The sequence below is a fragment of the Ruegeria haliotis genome, from assembly GCF_013377785.1.
Taxonomy (GTDB): domain Bacteria; phylum Pseudomonadota; class Alphaproteobacteria; order Rhodobacterales; family Rhodobacteraceae; genus Ruegeria; species Ruegeria haliotis.
In genome coordinates this window covers 325,954-348,974 of record NZ_JABXWT010000001.1, presented here as the reverse complement: position 1 = coordinate 348,974, position 23,021 = coordinate 325,954, and the positions used below count along the sequence as shown (strand labels likewise).

Here is a 23,021-nt window from a genome sequence, read left to right as displayed (position 1 = left end):
AGACGTCGATAAACCCTACTTTGCGCAGTTTTTTGCTGCTTTATGACTGAAACACGCGCAAAGAAAAACGCGGGCAGGACAATGTGGGGAACACAAGCCTGCCCGCGGAAGGAAGGGGTACGGAATAGTAGGTGCATGTGCGGCGCAGGCAAAGTAGAGCCGCACGGCCTAGCCACCATGCACAGTACAATCAAGGCCGCAAACAAAGTATTGTTTCCAGTTGAGATTCCGGCTGGAAATCGCCCATCCGGCGAAATCCCGCGCAGATTCGCGCCTACACCAAATGTCATCCGCCATACACCGTTCACGTCCGAAGCGGTCACGTTGCCGTTACAATTTCCCCGACCAATGTGAGTTTCTGCACCGGCAACATCACAATCCATCGATTGTGCCGTCAGAGAAATATTATTCACACACATAGGGTTAACCGATCTGTTCACCCTTGCGTGAAAAACCTTGGATTTAATCACACGTTTCCTTGAGAGATTTGGCGTTTCACATCCCGTTCTCGTGATTTCCCTCACAATCCGTTGCGTGGAACGGTGTTTGTGCACACTCGCACACAAGGAAACAACCACATGATTATAAAGAGAAAAAAGGCACTCCTGCTTGCTGCCTCTGCTCTTAGTGTGACCAGCACGCTGGCTTTTGCCGAAGATGTCGCAAACCAGGCCGAACTCGACGCCCTGCGCGCCCGGGTTGAAGCGCTTGAGGCCAACAGTGCCGGCCCGGCTAACGGTGATTTCAGAATCGGAAACACCGTTCTGGATGTCTACGGCTACGTGAAGGCCGACTTCTTCTATGACTTCGAATTCGATCAGGGCGATACCGCTTTTGTGAACGTCATCGGCGAACCCTCGGCTGCCACCACCGGGACATTCGGCGCTACAGTCCGTCAGTCGCGCATCGGGCTGCGCACCAGCACCCCGAGTGGCATCGGTGAGATCGGCGGCCAGTTGGAATTGGACCTGTTCGCCTCGAACGGTACTGCTGAACTGCGCCTGCGCCACGCCAATATCACGATCGGGGACAATTGGCTTATTGGCCAGTACTGGACCAACTTCCAGCCATTGGACACCTATCCGACCTCGGTTGAATTCAACGGTCCGGTCGGTATTGCTTTTGCCCGCGTTCCACAGGTGCGCTACAGCAACAAATTCGGGACCAACACAACATTTGCGGTTTCGGTTGAAGAAAACGTCAGCGGATCGAATTCGAATGATCCGGTCCTGACTGCATCGGCGGAATACAATGACGGAACCTACATTGCCCGCGCATCGGCCCTGTACGGCAAAGCGCAATCCGGCGATGTCGAAGTTGATCAGACCGGCTTTACCTTGTCCGGCTCGATCAGACCCTGGCAAGGTGGCCTGTTCCAAGTCAACTACGTCAATGGCGAAGCCATTGGTCCCTACCTGATCGGTCTTGGCGATCCCATCGTCGGCGGGCAGGCCAACGACGTGGACGGATTCACTGTCGAGTTCCGGCAAGATCTGGGTGAAAAATGGAACGTCGGCATCGCCTACGGTCGCGAAGATTACGACCTGCCGACCTCGACTGGCACATTGTCGTTCACCGAGTTGGAAACGATTCACGTAAACGCCTTTTACAAAGCGACCGACAATCTGACGCTCAGCGCCGAGTACATCTATGGAGAACGGAACGATGTGATCACCGGGCGGGATTTTGACGGCAACCGCGTTCAGGTTGCTGCTCAGCTGAACTTCTGACGACACATACCGGCCCTGCCCGTTATCGGGCAGGGTTACATCCTCGCGGATAGGAATGTGTGACGCCAGCCTGCGCATGGTCAGGCCACCCCACCGAAGATATCGGGGAAAGACGCGCGCGCCGCGTCCAGATCGATCACCAACAAAGCATCATAACTTGCCGGATCAAACGGGTCTTCTGCCGGAATGACCTCGCGCTCGAATAGCCAGCTGAGCCGGCCTGCGTCCAGGTTACCGCGCTCAAAAGGCTGATCTCCGAAATGCTCCCAAAGTGCCTGCATGAAGGCGGCGTCTGCACGCCGGTCTGCCGGTCTGCGATCCCGGAATCTCTCACGCCGACTTAACGGGGTGACACCCTTTGGATTGGCACGGCGAACGATAAATTGAAAGTCGGTGCCGGCCAAACGCCCGGGAAATCCGCGATGTTTCAGCATACCGACACCTCAGCCACTAACGTATTCACAGAGAAAGAAAAATCGCATCCGCTTAAGGATGGGGTCATGTCGCGCACCTCCAAAGCCGCACCGTTGATCTGAAACGCTCTGAGATCATGAATGCTGTGAGTCATGGTCAGAGCCCCTCCCAGATACACCGGGATTGCTCCAGCCGGTAGGCTTCGAAAAACTGTGTTGCATCCGGGGCAGCATCACCGAATTCGATGGGGCGGTCGGACAGCGACACAACCACCCGCGCGGGTTCCAGCTGATGCTGGGCGACATAGGCAACGACCAACGTCTGGCACAGATGTTCCATGTCCGTTGAGGCGACGTCATAGCCGATCCGTCCGATCGACGCGCCTATCTTTGGCGCGATAAAGCGGAACCGCAGCCACAGCTCGCCGGGATTGTTGTCCAACAGGACATCGCTCAATTCAACCGGCTGCCCCGAGGGAACCGGTAACAGAGCGCTTGTCTGAGCAAAACCAGATGTGGAAAGAACGGAAAGCATCAAACCAATGGCGCAACCCCGGACCCGCCACCGGCGGGCTCCTCCTTCCGGGGTCGCGCGCGCAGTGCTATTGGCCTGCGCGGTTCTATGTCTGATGGGTCGGATCATTCAACTAACTAGCGGCTCTTGTCAAACTTGCCCTTTTTTCAGGCATTTTGTTAACGCTCCGCCGAACCTTTCCAAAAATGGGGTTAGGGTGGGGCAACCCACCCCAGAGGCCTAAAGCGGGATGTTGTCGTGCTTTTTCCACGGGTTCTTCAGCTGCTTGCCACGCAAGCTGGCAAACGCCTTGGAGACACGACGGCGAGTCGATTGCGGCATGATCACCTCGTCGATGAAACCACGCTCGGCGGCGACGAACGGGTTGGCAAACCGGTCCTCGTAATCCTGCGTGTGCTGTGCGATCTTCTCGGCGTCGGACAGATCAGCGCGGTGGATAATCTCGGTCGCACCCTTGGCGCCCATCACCGCGATCTCGGCCGTGGGCCACGCATAGTTGAAGTCGCCGCGCAGATGCTTGGACGCCATCACGTCATAGGCCCCGCCATAAGCCTTGCGAGTAATCACGGTCACCTTTGGCACTGTCGCTTCGCCGTAAGCAAACAGCAGCTTGGCCCCGTGCTTGATCACGCCGCCATATTCCTGCGACGTCCCTGGCAAGAATCCCGGAACATCCACCAGCGTCAGGATCGGGATTTCAAAACAATCGCAGAACCGTACGAACCGCGCCGCCTTGCGCGAGCTGTCGATATCCAGACACCCGGCCAGAATCATAGGCTGGTTGGCAACAACGCCCACCGTCTGACCTTCCAGACGGATGAAGCCGGTGATGATGTTCTTGGCGTAATCTTCCTGAATTTCGTAAAAATCGCCCTCGTCCGCCACCTTGGTGATCAGTTCCTTCATGTCATAAGGCGTGTTCGCATTGTCCGGGATCAACGTGTCCAGCGAGCTCTCGATCCGGCCGGGTTCGTCAAAGAACGGACGAACGGGCGGCTTTTCGCGATTGTTGAGCGGCAGGAAGTCCACCAAGCGCCGCACTTCGGCCAGCGCCTCGACATCGTTTTCAAACGCGCCATCCGCGACTGAGGATTTCTTGGTGTGGGTCGATGCACCCCCAAGTTCTTCGGCGGTGACGACCTCGTTCGTGACGGTTTTCACAACCTCGGGTCCGGTCACAAACATGTACGAGGTGTCTTTGACCATGAAGATAAAGTCGGTCATCGCCGGGCTGTAAACCGCACCACCGGCGCACGGCCCCATGATCACGCTGATCTGCGGCACCACGCCTGAGGCCATGATGTTGCGCTGGAACACTTCGGCATAGCCCGCCAGCGAAGCGACACCTTCCTGGATTCGCGCCCCGCCAGAGTCGTTGATTCCAATCACAGGCGCGCCATTCTGCACCGCCATGTCCATAATCTTGCAAATCTTCTGCGCGTGCGTTTCCGACAATGAGCCGCCAAAAACCGTGAAATCCTGACTGAAGACATAGACCATGCGACCGTTGATGGTGCCCCAGCCGGTAACCACGCCATCGCCCGCAGGCTTTTGATCTTGCATTCCAAAATCAGTGCAGCGGTGGCTGACAAACATGTCAAATTCTTCAAAGCTGTCCTCATCCACCAGCAGTTCGATACGCTCACGCGCAGTCAGCTTTCCCCGCGCATGCTGCGCGTCGATCCGCCTTTGGCCACCGCCCAGACGGGCTTCGTTACGGCGCTCTTCAAGCTCGGAAAGGATGTCTTTCATGACGATGATCCCCTGTAAAATTTGACCGGACACTATCCGGTGTGGCGTCGCGGCCAAAGGAATTTTCAGCAAATTTGCAAATTTTTGGCAACCACATTTCGACAAAGTGTAAACTTGCTAAGTTTCAACCTGATATGATCTGGTGTCTGGCAATCCCGATTTCCCTGTCTATACATGTGAACCATGCAGTTTAGCTCGTCTACGGCTCGCCGTACGCCACCCTCTATTGCCACACTTGTTTTGCTCTCGGGGCTGTCCGCCCTGAGCATGAACTTGTTCCTTCCAAGCCTGCCAAACATGGCCCTGTATTTCGATACCGATTACAAGGTCATGCAGCTATCGATTGCGCTGTATCTACTGGTGAACGCGATCCTGCAGATCCTGATCGGTCCAATTGCGGACAAGGCGGGGCGTCGGCCAGTATTGCTCTGGGGGCTGTCCCTATTTCTGGTGGCTACACTTGGATGCATATACGCACCCAACGCCGAGGTCTTTTTGGCTTTCCGCATGTTTCAGGCAGTTATCGTCGTGGGCATGGTTCTCAGCCGGGCGGCAGTGCGGGATCTTTATGATCAGGACCAAGCGGCGTCCATGATTGGCTACGTGACCATGGGTATGGCCGTGGTCCCCATGATCGGTCCGGCCATCGGCGGCTTGTTGGAAGAGAGCTTTGGCTGGAAAGCCAATTTCTGGCTGCCCTTCGCCGTTGGGGCCCTGACCCTTGCGTTGACCTACACAGACTTCGGGGAAACCTCTGCCAAAAGTGGCAAGACCTTGGTGCAACAATTCAGAGAATACCCCGAGTTGCTGAAATCCCCGCGGTTCTGGGGTTATTCGTTGTCGTCGGCCTTTTCCTCTGGCGCGTTCTTTGCCTATCTCGGCGGCGCGCCGTTTATTGGAACCGAGCTTTTTGGCCTGAGCGCGGCCGAAGTTGGCATCTATTTTGGCGCGCCTGCTGTCGGTTACTTTGCGGGCAATTTCGTCAGCGGGCGATATTCAGTGCGGTTCGGCGTGAACCGGATGGTTTTGTGGGGAAGTGTGCTGAACGCCTTGGGCGTGGCCCTTTCCGCCGTGATTTTTCTGGCCGGGTTTGGCACGGCGCTCAGCTTTTTTGGCTTTATGACATTTGTGGGCGTGGGCAACGGCATGACTATTCCGAACGCAACATCGGGTGCTTTGTCGGTGCGCCCTCATTTGGCCGCGACCGCGTCCGGCCTGAGTGGCGCCATCATGCTGGGTGGCGGCGCGGGGCTGAGTGCACTGGCCGGGGTTTTGTTGACAAAAGAGACCGGCGCGATGCCACTGCTTTGGTTGATGCTGACAACGGCACTCTTGGCCATTGCCGCAATCACCACGGTCATCAGGCGCGAACGGCAATTGGGGCTTTAAGGCGACTTGCCCCCGAGGGTTTGCAAAGTTAGCTTACCGCCAAAGAAAAGTTGCAAAGGCACGCCATGGCCACCCAAAAGCTTTATGCCGGTGCAAAATTGCGCGAGATGCGCACGCGCCTGACCCTGACTCAGCGGGAATTCGCTGCAAAACTCGGCGTCTCGCTACCCTATTTGAACCAGATGGAGAACAATAACCGTCCGATCTCGACCACGGTTGTTCTGGCGCTGGCGCAGGAATTCGGCATGGATGTCACCGAGCTTAGCACCGGTGACAGCGAGCGCCTGGTTTCGGACATGCGCGAGGCCCTGGCCGATCCGGTCTTCGCAGACACCCTGCCCCCGCTGGCGGACCTGCGCCTGACCGCGTCGAATGCCCCGGCCCTTGCCCGCGCATTCATCCAGTTGCACAGAACCTATCGCCAGACCCACGAGCGGCTTGCGTCACTGGACGAAGCATTGGGGCGCGAAGATGCGCGCATGCAGGCCAGCCCTTGGGAGGAAGTCCGCGATTTCTTTCATTACTGCGACAACTACATCGATGCGATGGATCGCGCCGCCGAGTTGTTTGCAAACCGCGCCGAAGGTCCCGGCGGCATCCGTCAGGCTGCACTGAACAGCCTGTCAGAACGGGGCATTCAGGTCATTTTTTCAGACATCGAATCTTTGCGCAGCTACGATGCCGAAAGCAGGATATTGCGCCTGTCTTCTCGCGCCGCGCCGCAGACGCAGGTTTTTCAGCTGTTGTTGCAGGTCGCGCTGATCAGTCAGGACAAACTGCTTGAAGCGACGCTGGATTTCGCCAAGTTCCAAAGTGACGAGGCACGGTCCATCGCCAAGATCGGTCTGGCAAACTACTTTGCCGGCGCATCGTTGATGCCCTATACTGTCTTTCTGGCAGCCGCCCAGGAAGACCGCCATGATCTGGAATTGCTCAGCAACCGGTTCGGCGCCTCGATCGAGCAAATCGCGCACCGTCTCTCAACGCTGCAACGACCGGGTGCCAAGGGCATTCCGTTCTTTTTCGTCAGGGTCGATCAGGCCGGAACGATCACCAAGCGCCACTCGGCCACGCGTCTGCAGTTTGCGCGCTTTGGCGGTGCCTGCCCGCTGTGGAACGTGCACCGCGCTTTTGAAACGCCGGGGCATTTCCTGCTGCAACTTGCGGAAACCCCGGATGGTGTACGGTATATTTCACTGGCGCGGGACGTTTCGAAATCGGGTGGGTCGTTCGGCGCTCCTGTGCGCCGCTATGCTATCGCCCTAGGGTGCGAGGTGCGTCACGCCCCGGCATTGGTCTATGCCGACAACCTCGACATCAATAACGCCAGCGCTTACGAACCTATCGGCATTTCCTGCCGCATATGCGAACGACAGACATGCCACCAGCGGTCGGTTCCACCGCTAGAACGCCGTCTGACCATAGACGCACATACCCGCGGCACGTTGCCTTACGAAGTCACCTAACAGTTCTATCCAATAGCCTTCGGCGAGGGCGCCAGACCCCCGCCGCCCAATGGCTTTTAGGCTTTGGCCAGAATGGCCCAGATTTCGTCTTTCAGTGCCGCGCGCTTTTTGCGCAGGTCAACCTCGGCCAGTTCTTCCACCGGCTCGACATTCGTTTCGGCCCTGTGCACCACGCGGTTTACCTCATGGTACTCGTCGGCCAGCCGGGAGAAATGCGCGTCCGACTGCTTGAGCTGGCTCATCAGTTCGACCTTGTCGGGGAATTCTTCGGCCAGTTCATGCGGGGTGTGAGACATTCCTGTTCGCTCCTTCATCTATCGTTACAACCCAGTGGTAAAGATGATGACATCATACCTCTTTGACGCGGATCAAGTTCCTCTCGGAAACCGGCAAGTTCTAACGTTTTGATGCGCGCCATCCCGCGGCGCGGGCCTCAGCCTCGGAACAGAACCAACGTTCGCCTTTGCCCGCGCTGATCCTGGTCTTGGAATAGTATCTCTGCCCCGGAATGTGATAAATTCGCGCACCTTTGGAGGAGATATTTCCCTTGATCTGACAGGAAGGGGACGGCTGCGTTTTGCCTGACGCGCGATGCACCCAAGGCACCTGAACATAGGACGCGTGCAGTCCCGACTGATCGGATACGGCCTTGCTTTCGGCGGCAACGTAATCGCCTGAGTATTTGCGGTAGGCAAAGGCAAGGCCGTTCAGAACAATCTCTTGCCCCACATCCCCGCCGCCGACCCCGCAACGCGCGACGATGCGGTCGTATCGGTCCCGGTCCAGAGGAACGCATTCTGCTGCCTTCCCCTGATATTGCTGACGAACCACTTGCGTCGCCCAAGCGCCGCACGCCCAGTCGGCGCCGTGGGAATCTTTGCAGTTCTGATCCAGTTCAGGCGCGTCTATGCCATGCAATCGGACCCTGGTGCCGCCCACATCCCACGTATCCGCATCAATGACCTTCACCTGACCCTGAAGCCGTTCAGCGGCTTGGATCATCGATGGAAGGGCGAGAACAAAAGCTAAACAAATTCTTAACATGCCCCCGATATGCGCCCAATAGCGGACGTATTCAACGGGGGCTGCTAAGAAAGGTTAACGCTGTGTGGTCGCCCATCCGGGATGGATCCACGGACGATCATTTGCCTTCGGCAAAGGGTCTTTGCCCAACAGGGAGTCGGACACTTTTTCACCTACCATGATCGACGGCGCGTTCAGGTTGCCGTTGGTGATCTGTGGAAAGACTGAACTGTCGGCAACACGCAGACCATCCACGCCGATGACGCGGCCTTGCGGATCAACAACTGCGTTTTTGTCATCCGCACGTCCCATACGGCAAGTGCCGCACGGGTGATAGGCGCTCTCGGCGTGTTCGGCGATGAAACCGTTCAATGCCTCGTCCGACTGCACGTCGGCGCCGGGTTGGATTTCCTTGCCCGAATAGGGTTTGAAAGCATCTTGCCCAAAGATTTCGCGCGTCAGACGGATACAGCTGCGGAAATCTTCCCAGTCGCTCTCATGGCTCATGTAGTTGAAACGAATCACCGGCGCGTCTTCGACCTTGGCAGAACGCAATGTGACCGCCCCCCGCGAAGGCGAACGCATCGGGCCAACATGGGCCTGGAACCCGTGCCCTTCCGCCGCTGCCTGACCATCATAGCGCACGGCAATGGGCAAGAAGTGATACTGAATGTCAGGATATTCCACACCCGGCTTGGACCGAATGAAGGCCGCGCTTTCGAACTGGTTCGATGCCCCAAGGCCGGTTTTGGTGAAGAGCCATTGCGCCCCGATCAGACCCTTACTGAAGAGGTTCCAATGCTTGTACAGCGTGATCGGCTGCAACGAAGCCTGCTGGATATAAAGTTCCAGATGATCCTGAAGGTTCGCACCAACGCCCGGGCGATCCGCAATAACTTCGATCCCATGTTCCGCCAGATGCGCAGCGGGGCCAATCCCCGATAACATCAGCAGTTTGGGCGAGTTGATCGATGATGCGGCCAGAACCACCTCGCGACGGGCACGGATGATTTCCGTTTTACCGCCGCGCACTAGCTCAACCCCGGTTGCGCGGCCATCTTCGATGACAACGCGCGTGGCCAAACCACGCACAATGTCGCAATTCTCGTGCTTGAGTGCTGGTTTCAGATAGGCATTCGCCGCCGACCAGCGCCGCCCTTTCCAGACGGTCTGCTCCATCGGGCCAAAGCCTTCCTGCTTTTCACCGTTGTAGTCGCCGGTGACTTCGTATCCCGCCTGCTGTCCGGCATCGACAAAGGCCTGAAACAAAGGGTTATCTCGCGGGCCGCGCGATACATGCAGGGGTCCGTCGGTTCCGCGCCAGGTCGAATCTCCGCCATGACCACCGTCATGCCAGGTTTCCATACGTTTGTAATAGGGCAGCACGTCTGCGTAAGACCATCCTTCGGCACCCATCTCGGCCCAGGTGTCAAAGTCGCGCGCGTGGCCGCGTACATAGACCATCCCGTTGATCGAGGATGACCCCCCGATCACCTTACCACGCGGACAGGCCAGTCGGCGATTGTTCAGATGCTGCTCGGGCTCGGACTGGTAGCCCCAGTCATAGCGGGACATGTTCATCGGATAACTGAGCGCTGCGGGCATCTGAATGAACGGCCCCATATCAGTGCCACCATGTTCGATCACCAGAACCGAGGCCCCGGCCTCGCTCAGTCGGTAAGCCATCGCGCAACCGGCGGATCCTGCGCCCACGATGACGAAATCTGCTTCCATTTCTCAACTCTCCTGTGCCCGCCGGACCCGGGTTTTCGATACAGTCGTCGCATCCGGCAGGGGAATTTTCCGAAAGATTACAAAGTCATTCGCCGCGCGGGAAACGCTGGCTGTCCTCAACCGTGTTCAGATCCATGTGGTTGCGCATGTACCGTTCGGACGCTTTTTGCAGCGGCTGGTAGTCCCATGGATAGTAGCCGCCCTGACGCAACGCCTCGTACACAACCCAACGACGTGCCTGGCTGGCACGGATATCAGCGTCGAACTGCTCCAGATCCCATCGGGCGTCGGATTTGGCGCGCAAGGTTTCCAACGTGCCCGCGTGTTCCGGGCTGTCAGCCAGATTGTTCAGCTCTTTTGGATCATCTTCCAGGTTGTACAGTTGATCGGGGTCCAAAGCGCACCGATTGTATTTCCACTTGCCGTAACGCAAGGACACCAGCGGCGCATAAGACGCCTCGGCAGCGTATTCCATTGCCACCGGCGCAGTGCGTTCAACCCCTTTGGCCAAAGGCAAAAGATCTTCGCCATCGGTCCATGGCGCGATTTCCGCCATGTCCACGCCAGCGAGGGCACCCAGTGTCGGCGCGACATCGATCGTCGATACCGGTGTATCGATCCGACCGACAGGCAGATCAGGCGCAGATATCATCAGCGGCACACGGGCCGAGCCCTCGTAGAAGTTCATCTTGAACCACAGGCCCCGCTCGCCCAACATGTCGCCGTGATCGGAAACGAACAGGATGATCGCCTCTTGCCGGGTGGTTTCCAGCACTTCGAGGATTTCGCCGATTTTGTCGTCCAGGTAGGAAATGTTGGAGAAATACGCCCGGCGGGATTTGCGGATATCCTCTTCGGTGATGTCAAAGCTGCGCCAGTCATTCGCGTCGAAAATCCGCTTGGAATGCGGGTCCTGATTGTCGTAGCCAAGATCCGCGACCTCGGGCAGCAGATGCTCGCAATCTTCGTAGAGATCCCAGTATTTCTTCCGCGCCACGTAGGGGTCATGGGGGTGCGTGAAGCTGACCGTCACACACCAGGGTCGGTCATCGTTGCCGCGCGCCAGATCATAAAGCTTGGCCGTGGCGTTATAGGCAACCTCGTCGTCGTATTCCATCTGGTTCGAAATCTCGGCGACACCCGCGCCTGTGACCGACCCCATGTTGTGATACCACCAGTCGATCCGCTCACCCGGCTTGCGATAATCCGGCGTCCAGCCGAAATCGGCGGGGTAGATGTCGGTCGTCAGGCGGTCCTCGAACCCGTGCAACTGGTCGGGGCCCACGAAGTGCATCTTGCCCGACAGGCAGGTGTAGTACCCCGCCCGGCGCAGATGGTGAGCGTAGGTGGGGATATCGCTGCGGAACTCGGCCGCGTTGTCATACACGCCCGTGCGCGAGGGCAGTTGCCCTGACATGAAACTTGCCCGACCCGGCGCGCAAAGCGGCGAGGCTGTATATGCATTCGCAAACCGCGTGGACCGCTCGGCCAGTTTCTTCAGGTTCGGCGCATGAAGCCAGTCAGCGGGACCATCGGGAAAGAGGGTTCCGTTCAGCTGATCCACCATCAGGATCAGAATGTTCGGGTTTGTCATTTTTCAGCCTCGAGCAGTGTTTTGAGAATCCGTGTCGCGTGGTTGACGGCCAGTTGCGGCTCTTCCGGAGCGCTCAGCGCGGCGCGAATATAAAGCCCGTCGATCAGGGCAATCATACTCTCGGCCGCCTGGCCCGGATCACTGAGCAAAGGGCGCAGCGCAAAGGTCAGGTTGGACCGGATACGCGCCTGATAGATCTGCCACAGACGCAGGGCATCATCATTGGTTTGCGCCAGCACATAAAAAGTCATCCAGGCTGCGATCACATCCGGCGTGAAACAGGATGGTGCAAAACAGGCCCGAATGATCGCCTGAGCCCGATCTTCGGGCGCAGTTGCTTTTAACTCTGCCCGCGCCTCTTGACCGAAATCCGCAAGAATTTGACGCATCGCTGCGAGGAAAATCTGCTCCTTGCCACCGAAGTAGTGATGGGCAAGCGCGCTGGACATACCCGCGCGTTTGGCAATCTGGCTAACCGTAACATCGAGGGATTTCTGCACACCCAACTCGGCAATCGTCGCCCGGACGATCGCATCACGGCGGATTGGCTCCATTCCGACTTTAGGCATCGCTACCCCCTGAACACACGCTATAGGATAAGACGCTAGGGGGTTTTTATTGACTCGTCAATCAATAACAATCTGAGAGGCGCCGGACCTACAGCTTGGGCGCGATGCTCGGGGGCGTCAAGTCCCTGCGATTCAATACCGCCTCGCGCCACGAGATGAAGCTGACAGCGGCGAGGATCAGCGTCCCCCCGGCCACAACCCAGACATCGACACCTTCGTGGAAAACCAAAGCACCCAAAATAGTCGCCCAGATCAACTGCAGGAACGTGACGGGTTGCGTGACCGCCACTGGCGCTGCCTGCAGGGCCAGGGTCATGAAGTAGTGACCCGCGGTGGCAAAGCTGGCCACCAGAAACAGCACGCCAAGATCCCGCAGGCTGGGTGGGATCCAAACGGCAATCGCAAAGGGGATCAAGGCTATCGTAACCCAGATTGATAAATGGGCGACAATCACCGATGGCGGAATATCCCGCACCAGCAGCTTGGCCAGCAGATAAGACCCACCCAATGTCAGTGCTGTCCCCAGCATGGCCAGATGGCCGGCCGACACTTCACGAAAACCGGGACGCAAGATGATCAGAACGCCCACCAGCGCGACCAGAATGGCGGCAATCCGGCGAAACGCCAGCTTCTCTCCAAGAAACAACGCGGCACCCAAGGTCACGTAGACAGGCGTCATATAATTCATGGCCGTGACCTCAGCCAAGGGGATCTGGGTCATGGCAAAGAACCACAGCATGACGGCGACCGCATGGATAATACCGCGTAACCCGAACAGCGTCAGGTGTCGGCGCGTGAGATGTGTTGCCATGATCGAACGCAGAGCGGGCAACAGAAACACCAGACCCAACACATAGCGCAAGAATGCCGCCTGAATGGGGTCCATCGTGGTTCCCAGAGACTTCACAAGCGCGGTCATCACGACAAAAGACAGCCCGGCGGTAAACATCCAGAACATGCCCGCGACGGGACGAGCTGAGGCGGCAAGTGTTGTCATAAACTCGGTTGAACACCGAAACCCGGCCGGGAACAACCCTTCACATGATAACAAGTTTCAATGCGATACCCAGCATGACAATACCGATGATCACATCCAGTACCTGCCAGGCCCGCGGACGGGCAAAAACGGGCGACAAAACCCTAGCCCCGTATCCCAGAGAAAAGAAGAAGACAAAGCTGGACGTCATTGCGCCGATGGCAAATCCCAGTCGATCATCGTACTGCGCCGAGATCGAGCCGATCAGAACAACCGTGTCCAGATACACATGCGGATTCAACCAGGTGAAAGCCAGTACGGTCAGCAATGTGGCGCGCAAACTGGTGCGCTGTCCATTACCGACCTCAAGCGCGGCCCCACCCTGCCAAGCCGACCAGAAGCTGCGCATCCCATACCATGTCAGGAAACTCGCGCCACCATATCGCATCACGGTCTCAAACCAGGGCGCGGCCTGCGCCAGAGTGCCGAAGCCCGCAACGCCAGCGCCAATCAGGATGGCATCGGACACTGCACAAGTCAGGCACAGTATGAAAACATGTTCGCGCCGTAGCCCTTGCTTAAGGACAAAGGCATTCTGCGCGCCGATGGCAAGGATCAGACTGAATCCAAGCGCAAAACCAGCGATGAGGGATGTGGACATGTTTCCTCCTGAGTTCGGAGTGTTTGACTAAAGCCCTCTGTCCGATCTATCAAATTAAAGATGCTGACCCGAGTTAAGTTGATCTAATGTTGCTGGACCCCCACCAATTGTCGGCCCTTTCCGCCATCCTGCGCCATGGCAGCTTTGATGCGGCGGCGGCTGAACTGGCTGTGACGCCCTCGGCCATCTCGCAACGGATCAAAGCGCTGGAGGATCGCATCGGCGCATCCCTGATCAACCGAGGTTCTCCTTGCACCGGAACTCCGGCGGGGTTGCGCATAGCCCAATATGCCGAGGATATAGGTCTGCTTGAGGCGCAGCTGGCCCGCGAATTGACATTGGAACAGGGGTCTGGACCCGCTCGGGTGCGTATCGCTGTGCCTGCGGACAGTCTGGCCACATGGTTCATCGACGCAATGGCGCAGGTTCCCGATATGCTGTTCGATCTTGTGGTTGACGATCAGGATTATTCGGCAGAATGGCTGCGGCGCGGTGAAGTTAGCGCGGCTATCACTGTCGGCGGCCAGACGGTGACAGGCTGCGACGCCATCGCGCTGGGAACGCTGAGGTACCTGCCGACCGCCAGCCCGGAATTCACAGAACGATGGTTTGGCGACGGAGTGAATGCCAAATCGCTGAGTCGCGCACCCTGCCTTGTGTTCAACCGAAAGGATGGCCTGCAAAAAGCGTGGATCGCAGACATGGCAGGAAGTCGTATCTCACCACCGTCACACTTTCTGCCATCTTCGCAAGGGTTTGTTGATGCCGCGATTGCAGGGCTTGGGTGGGGGATGAACCCCGAAGGGCTGGTGCGTGAAGAGCTGGAGGACGGGCGCTTGTGCACCATTGTCTTCAACGCACATTTAGATGTGGCGCTGACCTGGCAGGTTGGTCGTGTTCTGGCCCCTGCTCTGGCCCCGTTGACCCGCGCGGTCCAACACGCTGCGCGCAAGGTCTTGATCCCGGCTCCAAGCCGCCGGATAAAGGGCAAACCTTCGGAGTAACCTCATGTTTTCACGCGATGCCCTCAGCTACGACCCAATCCTTCTTCCCGACCGCTGTGAGATCAGTGATTCCGGAATGCAGAACGCGGCGCAGGCCTTCTATGATAAGATGCGTCAGCGGCACACGGTACGCGACTACACCGACCGCGCGGTCCCCCGGACAGTTATTGAAGCCTGTCTGCGTACAGCGGGCACCGCGCCTTCGGGGGCAAACCATCAACCCTGGCATTTTGCCGCCATCTCGGACCCCGCATTGAAACAGCGTATCCGTGCCGAGGCCGAAGAAGAAGAACGGCGGTTCTATGAAGGCGGCGCTGGGGACGAGTGGATCAAGGCGCTGGAACCTATCGGCACCAACGCGGTCAAGGAACATCTGACAGTGGCCCCATGGTTGATCGTGGTTTTTGCCCAGCGGTGGGGGCAGTTCGAAGACGGGACCCGCTACAAGAACTATTACGTGCCCGAAAGCGTAAACATCGCCACCGGTTTCCTGTTGGCCGCCTTGCATCACGCGGGGCTGAGCACTCTGACCCATACCCCCAACCCGATGCGGTTTCTGAACGATGCACTGGACCGGCCAGCCTCAGAAAAACCGACAATGATCATCGCCGTCGGACACCCGTCAGAGACCGCAACTGTTCCGGCTGTGGCAAAGCTGAAAAAGCCGCTTGAGGAGATTTCGTCCTTTTTCTGATCCTCAAAAGGTCAGAGTGCATGCAATTGCTACTCTGCTACCTTCTGTTGCCCGGTCGTATCATCTGTATGTGGAACAACCATGCGGTAGCATGCGATGCTGGCGATCAGGCTGGCAATGACGATGACCGCAACGGCCAGCGCGACTTCGTGCATATGGGCGATTCCGGCCAAAGCCGCCGAGACGATGACAGCGGACACCCGGACAAGGCTCTTGATCGCGGCCGATCCCTGAACACGCAGTTCCTTGGGCGCGACGTCCAGGAAATATAGTTTGCGGGCACTACTGATGCCCGTCACCGCAACGGTCGCAACAAACAGGGCAATCGCATGCAGATGCACCTCGTGATCAAGCCCCAGATAGTGGTAGATCAGAAGAACCGTCCCCGTAAGGGCCACCAAGAGCGTTCCGGCAACCATGACGGCACGATGTGACTTCATATTTACCAGCTGCCATAGCGGTGCGGACACCAGATACCCCGATGCCGAGGAAACGATCATCGCCGTCAATCCCTTGGCCGAGGCATGGTGTGCTTCGGCTGCGATCAGGGCAAAGAATGGAACCGAAAGCGACACGACCACCAATGGCATTCGCATAACCAAATAGCGCCGAAACCAAGCGTAGTCGAACATGCCACGAATAGTTTTGATATTGGCGGAGATCGAGATTTTTCGCCCGGGCGCCGAGAGAGGTTGTCGGTCTTTTTGACCACCCGCTTCGGACATTGCCAAAATAGCCAGACCGGACAGCACAAAAAAGGCGAAGGACACGCCGATGACTGCCGAGTGCCGGGAAAAAGGCGGGTTCTCTTTGGTGATCTCATGCACCAGCAGCGCAAGGCCGATTGCAGCAAGACCACCAGCCCCAAGTTGCAGGTAGTGCATGATCATTCGAGATTTCGATTGCACATGATCGCCAAGCAGATCCGTCAGCATCAGGTTCTGAATCTCGTCGACCAGACCGATCAGAAAGAAAACCGCGATAAAGGCGACTGCGGTCAAGGGCACTATCCCAGTCGACGCAACAGCCATTGCCAGAACCAAACAGGCGCCAATGGCAAATTCGGTCATCGCGATCCCGCGTTTCTTTTGCTGTTTGGCCGCAATTGATTGCGCCAGGAAAAAGTCCGCGATCATGCTTCCGATCATCCGTACAGAGACCAGCGCCCCCGCGATAAACATCGGCAGTTCAAAGGAAACGGCAAGGAACGACAGTACAACTGAGGGGCTGCCCAGAGTCCAGGCGACCTGAGACAGAATGCTTTGCCCGGTCAAGACCGGGACGTTGCGTTTTGCCTGTTCAGAGAGTTCGGTCGCCATGGGTTTGCAGTCTTGATGCAACGCATGACTTCAAGCGCCGCCCGGCCTTTCACATCGTTTAACCTAAGCTTTAGCTTATAAGGTTCGACTGTCGCGGCCAATAACCGATTGAACAGCGGGGGTTCACAATAAAAAACCCGACCAAATGGCCGGGTTTTGTTGCAAGAGGTCAGCGTAGCTCAGAGCTGCGCCATGACATCGTCTGTCGCATCGAAATTGGTGGTCACCCGCTGCACGTCATCATCATCTTCCAGTGCATCGACCAGCTTCATCAGCTTTTGCATGTCGTCCAGCCCCAACTCTGTCGTTGTGGTGGGTTTCCAGATCAGCTTGGTGGACTCGGATTCGCCCAAGGCGGTCTCAAGCGCACCGGATACCTCGTTCAGGTCTGTATCGGCACACCAGATGATGTGACCATCTTCCGAGCTTTCGACATCTTCAGCACCTGCTTCGATGGCAGCCTCAAAGATTGCATCGGAATCGCCTGCGGTGGCGGGATAAACGACCTCACCCTTGCGTTCGAACATGAACCCGACCGAACCGGTCTCACCCAGATTGCCCCCGTTCTTGGAAAAGGTCGAGCGTACGGTCGATGCGGTGCGGTTACGGTTGTCGGTCATTGTCTCGACAATCACAGCTACACCGTTGGGGCCATAGCCCTCATACCGGATTTCTTCGTATTCGTCGCCGTCGCCCGCCTGCGATTTCTTGATCGCGCGATCGATCACGTCCTTCGGAACTGATTGCGACTTGGCCTCTTTCACGGCCAGACGCAGGCGTGGATTCTTGTCGGGATCCGGATCGCCCATCTTGGCGGCGACGGTGATTTCTTTCGACAGCTTGGAAAACAGCTTGGACCGCGCGGCGTCCTGACGCCCCTTGCGGTGCTGGATGTTGGCCCATTTGGAATGGCCTGCCATATTGCGTCCTCGTGATAGTGATTGCGTATTTGGCGCACATATAGACGTTTGCGGGGCTGGGGATCAAGAGAGCGGCTTGCCCAAGGCCCACCTCCGGGTATGTTGGCGGCATGACGACAGATCAAATCATTCTTTTTGCCCTTTTCGCCACTGTATTCGGAATGCTGCTTTGGGGCAGGTTTCGCTATGACCTTGTGGCCTTTGCCGCGCTGATGGTTGGTGTAACGTTAGGGGTAGTGCCCACGGACAACGCCTTTGCCGGATTTGGACATCCCGCCACGATCATCGTTGCTCTGGTGCTGGTGGTTTCGGCGGGGCTTGTCAGGTCGGGGGCGGTGTTTCTGATCACCCGAACTCTGGTCGACGCATCGCGTGGGTTGGGCGCGCATATTGCGCTGATGGGCGGCATCGGGGCCGTGCTGTCGGCCTTCATGAACAACGTGGCGGCGCTGGCGTTGCTGATGCCGGTCGATATTCAGACCGCGCGCAAGGCAGGACGGTCGGTGGGATTGACGCTGATGCCGCTGAGTTTCGCCACCATTCTGGGCGGCATGGCGACCCTGATCGGAACACCGCCCAATATCATTATCGCCTCAATCCGGGCCGAAACACTGGGCGAGCCATTCCGCATGTTCGATTTCGCCCCCGTCGGCGGTATTGCTGCAATTGCCGGGCTGGCCTTTGTGTCGCTGATCGGGTGGCGGTTGATCCCCAACCGGGGCCCAGAGGCCGAAACATCAGAAACGCTTGCCGAGTACATAGCGGAACTGACCATTCCGCCCGAAGCCCCCCACATCGGCAAACGTGTCAGCGAACTATATGAAGTCGCCGAGAAATCCGATGTAGCGATCATCGGTCTGATCCGCGATGGCAAGCGGCGCTATGGGCGATCTGCCCATGCCACGCTCCGCGAAGGCGATGCGCTGGTGCTGGAGGCCAGCCCCGAAGCACTGGACGAATTTCGCGCTGCATTGAACCTCGATTTCTCGGACACACGCCGACAGGAACTGCTGACAGCCGAGGGTGACGGCCTTGAAGTGATCGAAGTTGTCGTCCCCGAAAGCGCTCGGATCGCTGGTCGCACGGCACAGGGGCTTGGCCTGGCCTGGCGTCAAAGCACGGTGTTGATGGGCATCTCGCGTCAGGGCCGCAGGATCACAGAACAGGTCCGCAAGACCGAAGTTGAGCCGGGGGACATCCTGCTGCTGCTATGTCCCCGTGACCGAGGGGTGGACGTCACCGAATGGTTAGGCTGCCTGCCGCTGGCCCAGCGCGGTCTGAACGTGACGGCCAACGACAAGGCGTGGCTAGCCATCGGTCTGTTCGCAGCCGCCGTTCTGGCGGCCAGTGTCGGATTGATTTATCTGCCAGTCGCCTTGGGGTTGGTGGTGATCGCCTATGTGCTGACCAAGATCATGCCAATCTCTGACATCTACAACCACATCGAGTGGCCAGTCGTGGTTTTACTGGGGTCGATGATCCCGCTGGGCAGCGCCTTGGAGACGTCGGGCGGCACCGAACTGATCGCAAACGCGCTGATACAATTAACCGATGGCCTGCCAGCATGGGCCATTCTGACTGTCCTGATGATCGTCACCATGACGCTGTCGGACGTTTTGAACAACACGGCCACAGCCATCGTTGCCGCACCGGTTGGCATTCAGATGGCGCGGACTTTGGAGGTGTCGCCTGACCCGTTCCTGATGACAGTTGCAGTGGCGGCCTCTGCCGCGTTTCTGACGCCGATCGGTCATAAGAACAATACTCTGGTTCTGGGCCCCGGAGGGTATCGGTTCGGGGATTACTGGCGCATGGGTCTGCCTTTGGAGATTCTGATCATAGCGGTCTCGGTTCCGGCCATCCTTGTCTTCTGGCCGCTTTGACGGGTAAAGGCAGCGCATGAAACGTTTTCTGATCCTGCAACTGCGCCCGGAAAGTGATGCCTCGGATGCCGAGTATGCCTCCATTCTGGACAAGACCGGCCTGTCGCCGGAACAAACGCATCGCATACGCCTGGATTGCGAAGACCTGCCGCAAGATTTGAATGTCACCAGCTATGCGGGTGTCATTGTCGGGGGCGGTCCTGGCTGTATCAGTGATGATCCGTCTGCGAAATCCGAACTGGATGCTCGAATTGAAAGTGCCATCATGGGGCTGATGCCGCAGATTACTGCGCATGATCATCCCTTCATGGGGTGTTGTTACGGGCTTGGTATCCTGGCAGCCCATTTGGGTGGCTCCGTCAGCAAGGATCAGTATGGCGAGCCTGTCGGTCCCTCGATCTGCCACCTGACGGATGATGGGGCAGCAGACCCTCTGACAGCGGGGTTGGACCCGGTCTTCGAGGCCTTTGTTGGCCACAAGGAGGCTGTTCAAACTCTGCCTGAAGGGTGCGTGCATCTTGTGGCATCGGATCCCTGCCCGTTTCAGATGATCCGTTGGGGTCAGAATGTCTATGCCACACAATTCCACCCCGAAGCGGATGCGAAAGACTTTGAGCAACGCATCAACATCTACAAAGACCACGGGTATTTCCCACCTGAGGACGCGCAGCCCCTGATTGATCAATGCCATGCCGCCGATGTCACGCAACCCGGCGAAATCCTGCGCCGATTTGCCCAACGCTATGAATGACCCAACGGCGCGGTTGCCTGTTGGAACCCGCCTCGCATAGGCTGATCCGAACGGCTTTGGGAGGAGTTGTTCTTGGATCTGCTTATCAATGTCGGCCTGCCTGTGTCGCTGGCCATTATCATGCTGTCTCTGGGGATTGGGCTGGAGATAGCCGATTTCAGGCGCGTTCTTAGCAGACGATATCCGTTTGCCATCGGCGCGTTGTGTCAGGTCGTCTTGCTACCTGTCGCAGCTTTCATCACCATCAAACTGTTTTCGCTACCCCCTGAAATCGCGGTTGGCTTCATGCTGCTGAGTTTCTGCCCGGGTGGCGTCACAAGCAACATCCTGTCGAAACTGGCCAAAGCCGATGTTGCGCTCTCGGTCAGCCTGACAGCTGTAATCAGCCTGCTTTCAATTCTGACCGTCCCTGTTCTTGCTGCCTGGTCGATCGCCCATTTCATGGGAGAAGCCGGCCCCGACGTTTCGATCAGTGGTCTGGCATTCGCGATGTTCCTGATCACGACTCTGCCCGTCGCCATCGGTGTCAGCCTCCGTCATTTCGCGACAGGATTGGCGAACCGCATTGATGCCCCCCTGTCGAAACTCGCCACCGTTCTCTTCGTCCTGATCGTGATCGCCGCGCTCGCTGGAAACTGGCAGCTTTTTGTGGACAATCTGAGCATCATGGGTGCCGGGTTGATTTCGTTGAATGTTGCCTTGCTTTTGATCGGACTGGGGTTGGCGCGGGCTGCAAACCTATCATGGAGCGAATGCAAGACGATCTCGATCGAAACCGGCATTCAGAACTCGACGCTAGGCATCACATTGGCAGCGCTGATCACCAGCACAGACAGCGGGTTCAGCCCGTTGGCCCTGCCCTCAGCCGTTTACGGCATCACGATGTACGCCGTCGCAATCCCGTTTCTCGCCTGGTTCCGCAACCGCTGAAAGGACACCTGATGACCAATAACACTGCAGACGCGATTGTTGTCGGTGGCGGCCTGGCCGGATTGGCGGCAGCGGCAGAGCTGGGTGATCGCGGCAAGAAAGTGATCGTCCTCGATCAGGAGCCCGAGCACTTTCTGGGCGGTCAGGCGTTCTGGAGCCTTGGTGGGTTGTTCATGGTCAACACGCCGGAACAGCGCCGCATGGGCATCCGCGACAGTCAGGATCTGGCCTTACGTGATTGGATGGGCAGCGCGCAGTTCGACCGGGAAGATGACCTATGGCCCCGAAAGTGGGCCGAGGCCTATGTCGAGTTCGCCGCTGGCGAGATGCGCCCATGGTTACACGACATGGGCCTACGCTGGTTCCCGGTTGTGGGCTGGGCGGAACGCGGCGGGTCCTTTGCGGACGGGCACGGCAACTCGGTCCCTCGGTTTCATATCACGTGGGGCACCGGACCGGGCGTATTGGAGCATTTTATTCGCCGGATCCGTGATCACATCAGCGCCGATTTAATCCAGTTGAAATTCCGACATCAGGTCAGCCATATCATCATGCAGAACGGCACGGCCAAAGGTGTGTCGGGCGAAGTGTTGGCCGATGACCCCGCCCAGCGCGGAGGCCAGACCAACCGGGATGAAATGGGTGAGTTCGAAGTATACGCCCCATCCGTCATCGTCACGTCTGGCGGGATCGGTGGCAACTTTGAGATGGTGCGCAAGAGCTGGCCCCGCGACCGTTTGGGCGAACCACCGCAAGACATGGTGGCAGGCGTGCCATTCCACGTCGACGGTCGGATGATCCCCATCAGCGAAAAGGCGGGCGGGCACGTGATCAACGGTGATCGCATGTGGCATTACACCGAAGGTGTGCGGAACTGGGATCCGATCTGGCCATCCCACGGCATCCGTATTCTGCCGGGGCCCAGTTCGATGTGGTTCGACGCCGAAGGCAACCGACTGGCGCCGCCATGTCTGCCGGGATTCGATACGCTGGGTACCCTGCGCGAGATTCTGAAAACCGGCTATGAATACAGCTGGTTTGTTCTGACGCAGAAGGTGATCAAGAAAGAATTCGCCCTGTCCGGGTCGGAACAAAACCCTGATTTCACCTCGGGCAGTTGGAAAGAAGTCATCCGCCAGCGCATCCTGTCAGGGTCCAAAGCCACCGCTCCGGTTGAAGCGTTCAAGGACAAGGGTGAAGATTTCGTGGTAGCGAACACTCTGACTGAGTTGGTCAACGGTATGAATCATCTGGGTGGCGGCCTGATTGACGAGAGCCATCTGCGTGCCCAGATCGAGGCACGCGATTCACAAGTCGACAATCCGTTCTCCAAGGACGCACAGATGATGGCGATCCTGGCGGCGCGCAACTATCGCGGAGATAAGCTGATCCGCACGGCGAAACCTCATAGGTTCCTTGCCCCTAACAATGGTCCGCTGATCGCAGTGAAACTGCACGTGCTGACCCGCAAGACACTGGGCGGGCTTCAGACCAATCTTGACAGCCAGATGATTGGTGCTGACGGTCAGGTCGTGCCTGGCCTGTTTGCTGCTGGCGAAGTCGCCGGGTTCGGAGGCGGTGGCTATCACGGGTACAACGCACTGGAAGGTACGTTTTTAGGTGGCTGCATCTTTTCGGGCCGCAACGCAGGGCGATCAAGGGCCGTCGCCTGAGGGCC

The 23,021-nt window shown here is 57.8% G+C and carries 21 protein-coding genes; 9 read left to right on the top strand and 12 right to left on the bottom strand.

Going from position 1 to position 23,021, the window contains the following annotated elements; all coding sequences use genetic code 11:
- Positions 1 to 578: 578 nt before the first annotated feature.
- The gene (locus HW561_RS01760; protein ID WP_176861504.1) at positions 579 to 1,730 is read left to right on the top strand and encodes a DcaP family trimeric outer membrane transporter; all 1,152 of its coding nucleotides are present in this window, start codon (positions 579 to 581) and stop codon (positions 1,728 to 1,730) included.
- A gap of 80 nt (positions 1,731 to 1,810) precedes the next feature.
- Here HW561_RS01760 and HW561_RS01755 read toward each other — a convergent pair whose 3' ends face one another.
- From HW561_RS01755 to HW561_RS01745, 3 genes are all read right to left on the bottom strand, one after another.
- Positions 1,811 to 2,164 carry a hypothetical protein gene (locus HW561_RS01755; protein ID WP_176861503.1) on the bottom strand — a complete coding sequence of 118 codons (354 nt, stop codon included), beginning with the start codon at positions 2,162 to 2,164 and terminating at the stop codon, positions 1,811 to 1,813.
- A gap of 136 nt (positions 2,165 to 2,300) precedes the next feature.
- Positions 2,301 to 2,678: a DUF6497 family protein gene (locus tag HW561_RS23830; protein WP_268952711.1), complete on the bottom strand. Its 378-nt coding sequence runs from the start codon at positions 2,676 to 2,678 to the stop codon at positions 2,301 to 2,303.
- Between the two features lie 219 nt (positions 2,679 to 2,897).
- Positions 2,898 to 4,430: an acyl-CoA carboxylase subunit beta gene (locus HW561_RS01745; protein ID WP_176861501.1), complete on the bottom strand. Its 1,533-nt coding sequence runs from the start codon at positions 4,428 to 4,430 to the stop codon at positions 2,898 to 2,900.
- Positions 4,431 to 4,613: 183 nt separating this feature from the next.
- Here HW561_RS01745 and HW561_RS01740 point away from each other — a divergent pair, with 183 nt between their 5' ends.
- Together HW561_RS01740 and HW561_RS01735 are read left to right on the top strand one after the other, a co-directional pair.
- Positions 4,614 to 5,819 (top strand): multidrug effflux MFS transporter, encoded by a 1,206-nt coding sequence (locus HW561_RS01740; RefSeq protein ID WP_176861500.1) that lies wholly within the window; start codon positions 4,614 to 4,616, stop codon positions 5,817 to 5,819.
- Positions 5,820 to 5,884: 65 nt separating this feature from the next.
- On the top strand, positions 5,885 to 7,285 hold the full coding sequence (locus HW561_RS01735) for a helix-turn-helix domain-containing protein (protein WP_176861499.1): 1,401 nt from the start codon (positions 5,885 to 5,887) through the stop codon (positions 7,283 to 7,285).
- Between the two features lie 56 nt (positions 7,286 to 7,341).
- On the opposite strand, the gene HW561_RS01730 is transcribed toward HW561_RS01735, so the two are convergent.
- From HW561_RS01730 to HW561_RS01700, 7 genes are all read right to left on the bottom strand, one after another.
- Positions 7,342 to 7,581 (bottom strand): YdcH family protein, encoded by a 240-nt coding sequence (locus tag HW561_RS01730; protein ID WP_176861498.1) that lies wholly within the window; start codon positions 7,579 to 7,581, stop codon positions 7,342 to 7,344.
- Positions 7,582 to 7,681: 100 nt separating this feature from the next.
- A complete protein-coding gene (locus HW561_RS01725) occupies positions 7,682 to 8,329 on the bottom strand; it encodes a thermonuclease family protein (RefSeq protein ID WP_176861497.1) in 648 nt (215 codons plus the stop codon).
- 54 nt (positions 8,330 to 8,383) lie between these two features.
- Positions 8,384 to 10,042, bottom strand: a complete 1,659-nt coding sequence (gene betA, locus HW561_RS01720; RefSeq protein WP_176861496.1) for a choline dehydrogenase — start codon at positions 10,040 to 10,042, stop codon at positions 8,384 to 8,386.
- Positions 10,043 to 10,127: 85 nt separating this feature from the next.
- On the bottom strand, positions 10,128 to 11,636 hold the full coding sequence (gene betC, locus HW561_RS01715; RefSeq protein ID WP_176861495.1) for a choline-sulfatase: 1,509 nt from the start codon (positions 11,634 to 11,636) through the stop codon (positions 10,128 to 10,130).
- Positions 11,633 to 12,205 carry a choline-binding transcriptional repressor BetI gene (gene betI, locus HW561_RS01710; RefSeq protein WP_176861494.1) on the bottom strand — a complete coding sequence of 191 codons (573 nt, stop codon included), beginning with the start codon at positions 12,203 to 12,205 and terminating at the stop codon, positions 11,633 to 11,635. The genes betC and betI overlap by 4 nt, the downstream gene beginning before the upstream one ends.
- 88 nt (positions 12,206 to 12,293) lie before the next feature.
- Positions 12,294 to 13,202, bottom strand: coding sequence for a DMT family transporter (locus HW561_RS01705; RefSeq protein WP_176861493.1), 909 nt, complete (start codon positions 13,200 to 13,202; stop codon positions 12,294 to 12,296).
- 40 nt (positions 13,203 to 13,242) lie between these two features.
- Positions 13,243 to 13,842: a LysE/ArgO family amino acid transporter gene (locus HW561_RS01700; protein ID WP_176861492.1), complete on the bottom strand. Its 600-nt coding sequence runs from the start codon at positions 13,840 to 13,842 to the stop codon at positions 13,243 to 13,245.
- An 86-nt stretch (positions 13,843 to 13,928) separates the two neighbouring features.
- Here HW561_RS01700 and HW561_RS01695 point away from each other — a divergent pair, with 86 nt between their 5' ends.
- Both HW561_RS01695 and HW561_RS01690 read left to right on the top strand, forming a co-directional pair.
- The gene (locus HW561_RS01695) at positions 13,929 to 14,846 is read left to right on the top strand and encodes a LysR family transcriptional regulator ArgP (RefSeq protein WP_176861491.1); all 918 of its coding nucleotides are present in this window, start codon (positions 13,929 to 13,931) and stop codon (positions 14,844 to 14,846) included.
- A gap of 4 nt (positions 14,847 to 14,850) precedes the next feature.
- Positions 14,851 to 15,540 carry a nitroreductase family protein gene (locus HW561_RS01690; RefSeq protein ID WP_176861490.1) on the top strand — a complete coding sequence of 230 codons (690 nt, stop codon included), beginning with the start codon at positions 14,851 to 14,853 and terminating at the stop codon, positions 15,538 to 15,540.
- 29 nt (positions 15,541 to 15,569) lie between these two features.
- Here the strand turns inward: HW561_RS01690 and HW561_RS01685 are convergent, their stop codons facing one another.
- Positions 15,570 to 16,859, bottom strand: coding sequence for an MFS transporter (locus tag HW561_RS01685; protein WP_176861489.1), 1,290 nt, complete (start codon positions 16,857 to 16,859; stop codon positions 15,570 to 15,572).
- A 179-nt stretch (positions 16,860 to 17,038) separates the two neighbouring features.
- Positions 17,039 to 17,779 carry a YebC/PmpR family DNA-binding transcriptional regulator gene (locus HW561_RS01680; RefSeq protein ID WP_176861488.1) on the bottom strand — a complete coding sequence of 247 codons (741 nt, stop codon included), beginning with the start codon at positions 17,777 to 17,779 and terminating at the stop codon, positions 17,039 to 17,041.
- 110 nt (positions 17,780 to 17,889) lie between these two features.
- On the opposite strand from HW561_RS01680, the gene HW561_RS01675 reads away from it, so the two are divergent.
- The 4 genes from HW561_RS01675 to HW561_RS01660 all read left to right on the top strand — a co-directional run bounded on the left by HW561_RS01675 (position 17,890) and on the right by HW561_RS01660 (position 23,016).
- Positions 17,890 to 19,662, top strand: coding sequence for an SLC13 family permease (locus tag HW561_RS01675; protein WP_176861487.1), 1,773 nt, complete (start codon positions 17,890 to 17,892; stop codon positions 19,660 to 19,662).
- Between the two features lie 16 nt (positions 19,663 to 19,678).
- The gene (locus HW561_RS01670; RefSeq protein ID WP_176861486.1) at positions 19,679 to 20,413 is read left to right on the top strand and encodes a glutamine amidotransferase; all 735 of its coding nucleotides are present in this window, start codon (positions 19,679 to 19,681) and stop codon (positions 20,411 to 20,413) included.
- A 72-nt stretch (positions 20,414 to 20,485) separates the two neighbouring features.
- Positions 20,486 to 21,343, top strand: coding sequence for a bile acid:sodium symporter family protein (locus HW561_RS01665; RefSeq protein WP_176861485.1), 858 nt, complete (start codon positions 20,486 to 20,488; stop codon positions 21,341 to 21,343).
- Positions 21,344 to 21,354: 11 nt separating this feature from the next.
- Positions 21,355 to 23,016, top strand: coding sequence for an FAD-binding dehydrogenase (locus HW561_RS01660; protein ID WP_176861484.1), 1,662 nt, complete (start codon positions 21,355 to 21,357; stop codon positions 23,014 to 23,016).
- The last annotated feature ends 5 nt before the right edge of the window (positions 23,017 to 23,021 follow it).

Coding starts and splice junctions, on each gene's coding strand:
- HW561_RS01660 (WP_176861484.1), top strand. CDS start 21,355: ATGACCAATAACACTGCAGACGCGATTGTTGTCGGTGGCGGCCTGGCC.
- betC (WP_176861495.1), bottom strand. CDS start 11,636: ATGACAAACCCGAACATTCTGATCCTGATGGTGGATCAGCTGAACGGA.
- HW561_RS01705 (WP_176861493.1), bottom strand. CDS start 13,202: ATGACAACACTTGCCGCCTCAGCTCGTCCCGTCGCGGGCATGTTCTGG.
- HW561_RS01685 (WP_176861489.1), bottom strand. CDS start 16,859: ATGGCGACCGAACTCTCTGAACAGGCAAAACGCAACGTCCCGGTCTTG.
- HW561_RS01675 (WP_176861487.1), top strand. CDS start 17,890: ATGACGACAGATCAAATCATTCTTTTTGCCCTTTTCGCCACTGTATTC.
- HW561_RS01730 (WP_176861498.1), bottom strand. CDS start 7,581: ATGTCTCACACCCCGCATGAACTGGCCGAAGAATTCCCCGACAAGGTC.
- betI (WP_176861494.1), bottom strand. CDS start 12,205: ATGCCTAAAGTCGGAATGGAGCCAATCCGCCGTGATGCGATCGTCCGG.
- HW561_RS01690 (WP_176861490.1), top strand. CDS start 14,851: ATGTTTTCACGCGATGCCCTCAGCTACGACCCAATCCTTCTTCCCGAC.
- HW561_RS01735 (WP_176861499.1), top strand. CDS start 5,885: ATGGCCACCCAAAAGCTTTATGCCGGTGCAAAATTGCGCGAGATGCGC.
- HW561_RS01755 (WP_176861503.1), bottom strand. CDS start 2,164: ATGCTGAAACATCGCGGATTTCCCGGGCGTTTGGCCGGCACCGACTTT.
- HW561_RS01745 (WP_176861501.1), bottom strand. CDS start 4,430: ATGAAAGACATCCTTTCCGAGCTTGAAGAGCGCCGTAACGAAGCCCGT.
- betA (WP_176861496.1), bottom strand. CDS start 10,042: ATGGAAGCAGATTTCGTCATCGTGGGCGCAGGATCCGCCGGTTGCGCG.
- HW561_RS01700 (WP_176861492.1), bottom strand. CDS start 13,842: ATGTCCACATCCCTCATCGCTGGTTTTGCGCTTGGATTCAGTCTGATC.
- HW561_RS01740 (WP_176861500.1), top strand. CDS start 4,614: ATGCAGTTTAGCTCGTCTACGGCTCGCCGTACGCCACCCTCTATTGCC.
- HW561_RS01670 (WP_176861486.1), top strand. CDS start 19,679: ATGAAACGTTTTCTGATCCTGCAACTGCGCCCGGAAAGTGATGCCTCG.
- HW561_RS01680 (WP_176861488.1), bottom strand. CDS start 17,779: ATGGCAGGCCATTCCAAATGGGCCAACATCCAGCACCGCAAGGGGCGT.
- HW561_RS01760 (WP_176861504.1), top strand. CDS start 579: ATGATTATAAAGAGAAAAAAGGCACTCCTGCTTGCTGCCTCTGCTCTT.
- HW561_RS23830 (WP_268952711.1), bottom strand. CDS start 2,678: ATGCTTTCCGTTCTTTCCACATCTGGTTTTGCTCAGACAAGCGCTCTG.
- HW561_RS01695 (WP_176861491.1), top strand. CDS start 13,929: ATGTTGCTGGACCCCCACCAATTGTCGGCCCTTTCCGCCATCCTGCGC.
- HW561_RS01725 (WP_176861497.1), bottom strand. CDS start 8,329: ATGTTAAGAATTTGTTTAGCTTTTGTTCTCGCCCTTCCATCGATGATC.